This is a genomic window from Ruegeria aquimaris, from assembly GCF_025751555.1.
GTDB lineage: Bacteria > Pseudomonadota > Alphaproteobacteria > Rhodobacterales > Rhodobacteraceae > Ruegeria_B > Ruegeria_B aquimaris.
The window spans coordinates 1-3,830 of record NZ_JAOWLB010000051.1; the positions used below are offsets into that span (position 1 = coordinate 1).

General features: G+C 61.8%; 3 protein-coding genes. All 3 read left to right on the top strand.

The window, feature by feature from the left end; all coding sequences use genetic code 11:
* Positions 1-146: 146 nt before the first annotated feature.
* From OE747_RS24440 to OE747_RS24450, 3 genes are read left to right on the top strand one after another with little or no spacing between them, the layout of a single operon-like run.
* Complete coding sequence (locus OE747_RS24440; protein ID WP_263831037.1) at positions 147-1,376, top strand: site-specific integrase; 1,230 nt, start codon at positions 147-149, stop codon at positions 1,374-1,376.
* Positions 1,373-2,728 (top strand): tyrosine-type recombinase/integrase, encoded by a 1,356-nt coding sequence (locus OE747_RS24445; RefSeq protein WP_263831038.1) that lies wholly within the window; start codon positions 1,373-1,375, stop codon positions 2,726-2,728. The genes OE747_RS24440 and OE747_RS24445 overlap by 4 nt, the downstream gene beginning before the upstream one ends.
* The gene (locus OE747_RS24450; RefSeq protein ID WP_263831039.1) at positions 2,725-3,729 is read left to right on the top strand and encodes a site-specific integrase; all 1,005 of its coding nucleotides are present in this window, start codon (positions 2,725-2,727) and stop codon (positions 3,727-3,729) included. The genes OE747_RS24445 and OE747_RS24450 overlap by 4 nt, the downstream gene beginning before the upstream one ends.
* Positions 3,730-3,830: the final 101 nt, after the last annotated feature.

The window sequence follows — 3,830 nt, forward strand, 5'->3', positions numbered from 1 at the left end:
GATGGCTAATCGCGAGGACGCGATAATGCGAAGGTGTCCGGGATTCATTTTTGTTTTCCTTGGCTTCTGGATATCGGCGCGGGCTTTGCTGCGCATAATTTTGATTGCAAACCTCGGCGGCTTTCCAACCGTCTGAGGAGACATTCATGTTGAAATTGCACGACGAGCTGATCGAAGAGCTCGCGAAATCGCTCATGGAGCAGAACTACAATCCGGTGGTCGTGACCAACCATCGGCTCTACGCCCGCCGGTTCCTGGACTACCTGGCTGAACGTGGCATGCCGGTGACGATGGTGACGCCAGCGCAGGTCGATCAGTATTTTCGCCACGCAGTCCGGTGCTTTCAGGATCGCTACGGTCGTCCGCCCAGCTCACGCTGGCACAGGCTGCCGCACACAGCGATCGGCAGGTTGCTCCGCCTCGCCCAAGGCACGTGGCCGCCTGAAATAGAAATCGAACCGGGTGCGATGCTCCGGCGCGCCATTTGCCATGATTACGGGAACTGGATGCGTGACGAACGCGGTCTGTCAGATGCGACGATCGACGCGCGCTTGCGGGAGGCGCGGCGCTTTCTGGATTGGTACTTCGGCCGCAGCGGCGCCGATGATCTCTCGGCAATGGCCGTGCGCGATATCGATCACTACATGGACATGCGCGCCATCGGTCTGCGCCGGATATCGCTCGCGGGTTCTGCCGCATGGCTTCGATCCCTGCTGCGCTATCTCCATCAGTCGGGACGGGTGCCGACCGACCTGAGCGCGCAGGTCATCAGCCCGATGCTTTATGCCTACGAGAATGTTCCCTCGATCCTCGAGCGCGGCCAGATCGAGATGGTTCTGGAGGCCACCGGCAGAGACAGGTCGCCGAGGGGCCTGCGCGACAATGCAATTTTGCAGATGCTGGCCATCTACGGGCTGCGAGAAGGCGAGATCTGCAATCTCCGGCTCGACGACATCGACTGGCGCGCAGACTCGCTGCGGATACGTCACACCAAGACCAATGCCTGCTCCTATATGCCGCTTCTGACGCCGGTCGGTGATGCGCTGCTTGACTATCTGCGTCTCGGACGCCCGCAGGTCGACTGCCGGGAAATCTTCCTCAGGTCCTTCGCGCCCTATACCCGGATGAAGAACCTTTATGGCATGGTCGACGGGCGTCTGGCGGCAGCGGGCGTCACCCCGGTGGGAAAGCGTGGACCGCATATCTTCCGCCACGCGCGGGCGGTCGAACTGCTGCGTGCCTCAGTTCCGCAAAAGATCATCGGCGATGTGCTCGGGCACCGGTCGACCGAGTCCACCAACGCCTATCTCAAACTTGCCACCGAAGATTTGCGGGCTGTAGCGCTCGACGTGCCCGGATCGGAGGTGCTGTCATGAGCGCCTGGCACGATCCCGATCGCACCATCATCGACGCCTTTCTGGAAAAGTCGCAGTTCCGGCCGGGAAGCAGACCCACGTATCGCTGGTTCCTTCGCAGCTTCGAAGATGTTGCGCTCCGGCACCCTGCAGTGGATCGCCAGATGATCGAAGACTGGTTGGGCGAAATGGCACCGCGCTGGAAATTGTCGACGCTATTGAACCAGGTCTGCATCGTTGACCGTTTCCTCGACTATCTGGTCCAGAACGAGTTGATTCCCGGCAATCCCGTTGCCGAGCTTCGCAGACAGCACAATATCAACCAGAATAAGCCGATCTGGCGGGCACTCGCCTCCCCGAATCCCGACGAAGCGCTCGCCGACCTGCACCGGCCTGCTTCCTACGGCAGCGTTCTGGGCGACTTCATGCGTGACCATGTCGCGCTGATGCGAAACCGGGGATACCAGTATGAGACGCAGGCTCACTGGTTGCTGCGGTTTGACCGGTTCCTGCAGGCTCATCCGGAATTGGCCGGAGAGCCGCTTGAGACGATGTTGACACATTGGGCGGCAGCAAAGCCGACCCGCAATCACGCGGCGGAATGCCAGAAGCTGGGGCGCATCCTGACCAAGGCGCGGCACCGGCTCGATCCGAACATCCCGCCGAAACGCTTCAACCCGCGACCGGAACGAGAGGTGGCTCGGGAGCACCGGCGACCGCATATCTTCAGCCCGGCCGACATCCGGCACATGCTCGAAGTTGCCCGCTCCTATCCGTCGCCGCATGCCCCGCTGCGGCCGGAGACTCTCTACACCATGATCCTGCTGGCCTATTGCGCCGGGCTTCGACGTAGTGAGATTGCGCGGCTCGATCTGGGCGACGTCGACCTTCGATCCGGCACGATCACGATCCGAGAAACGAAGTTCTACAAGACCAGGATACTGCCGCTGTCGGGCAGCGTCATGGTTGAACTGCGTGCCTATCTCGATACGCGGCGGCGCGCTGGTGCCCCACAGGGCCCACAATCGGGGCTGTTCTGGCAGAGCCACTTCCGGGGTCACCACACCCCAGAGACTGTCACCACGATGATCACCAATGTCATGCGCCGCGCCGGGTTCAAGCCGCCGTCCGGGCGGACGGGGCCACGTGTGCATGACCTGCGGCATTCGATGGTCGTGAACCGGATCCTTCAATGGTACCGGATCGGCATCAACCCGCAGGACCGGCTGCACTTCCTCTCGACCTATCTGGGTCACCGGGACATCAACTCGACGCTGGTCTACATCACCGTCACGCAGGATCTTCTGCAGGAAGCCAGCGAGCGGTTCCGCGCCGTCGGCGCCCCCTGTCTCAACGGGGAGGCGCTGTCATGAAAGCCACAAATCCCTTCCCCGAACTGTTGCGGGCCTTCTTCCAGGAATGGCTGGCGGAACAGCGCAGCGCCTCGATCCACACCATCAAGTCCTATCGGGACACCTGGCGGCTGTTGCTTCGGTTCGTCGCGGAGCGAAACGACCGTGGTGTCGCAAGGATCACCCTGGCCGACGTCTCCGCCGGCGAGGTGCGCGCGTTCCTCAAACATGCTGAACATGGTCGCAAGGGCACGATCGGCACGCGCAACTGCCGGCTTGCCGCCATCCGCAGCTTCTTCAGCTTCGTGGCGGACAAGGACCCTGAATATATCGCCCAATGCGCCGAGGTTCTCACGATCCCGCTCAAGCGAAAGCCTACTGCCGCGCCCTGCTACCTTGAGCCAGCGGAGGTCGAGGCCATTCTCGCGCAACCCGACCGGTCGACCATCGAAGGGATGCGAGACCATGTGCTGCTGTCACTGCTCTATAATAGCGGTGCGCGTATCCAGGAGGCGCTCGACCTCTGTCCCAAGGCAATCCGGTTCGAAGCACCGTATTGCGTGCGTCTTTACGGAAAAGGTCGAAAAGAACGCATCTGCCCGCTTTGGCCGGAAACGGTGGCGTTGCTGAAAAAGCTGCTGGAGCGGCAGCCGCGCGCACCGGATGAGCGCATCTTCGTCAATCGTTACGGCGAACCTCTGGGGGCATCGGGCGTGCGGTACAAGCTGGCGAGTTACGTCGCGGCGGCGGCGAATGCGACACCCACGCTTCGCTCGAAGCATGTGACGCCGCACAGCTTCCGGCACGCGACGGCCGTCCACCTCGTCGCGGCGGGCGTCGACATCACCGTCATCCGAAGCTGGCTGGGGCATGTCAGCTTGGACACAACCAACCACTATGCCCAGGCCAACCTCGAAACCAAGCGAAAGGCGCTCGAGCAGGTCGGCGTTCCGCCAGCAGGAAATCGACCCGCGCGATGGAAGCGTGACGCGGACCTGCTCGCCTGGCTCGATACCCTCTGACCCCGAACCACGGAGAAATAATGTGAAGGACGTAACCCAGAACTCCTCAAATGATAGCGATGGTGCCGCGTTCCTTCGCATTATCGCGTCCTCGCGATTAC

What these genes read in the sequence shown, in the direction of transcription:
- OE747_RS24450 (WP_263831039.1), top strand. Translation starts at nt 2,725, where the DNA reads ATGAAAGCCACAAATCCCTTCCCCGAACTGTTGCGGGCCTTCTTCCAG.
- OE747_RS24445 (WP_263831038.1), top strand. Translation starts at nt 1,373, where the DNA reads ATGAGCGCCTGGCACGATCCCGATCGCACCATCATCGACGCCTTTCTG.
- OE747_RS24440 (WP_263831037.1), top strand. Translation starts at nt 147, where the DNA reads ATGTTGAAATTGCACGACGAGCTGATCGAAGAGCTCGCGAAATCGCTC.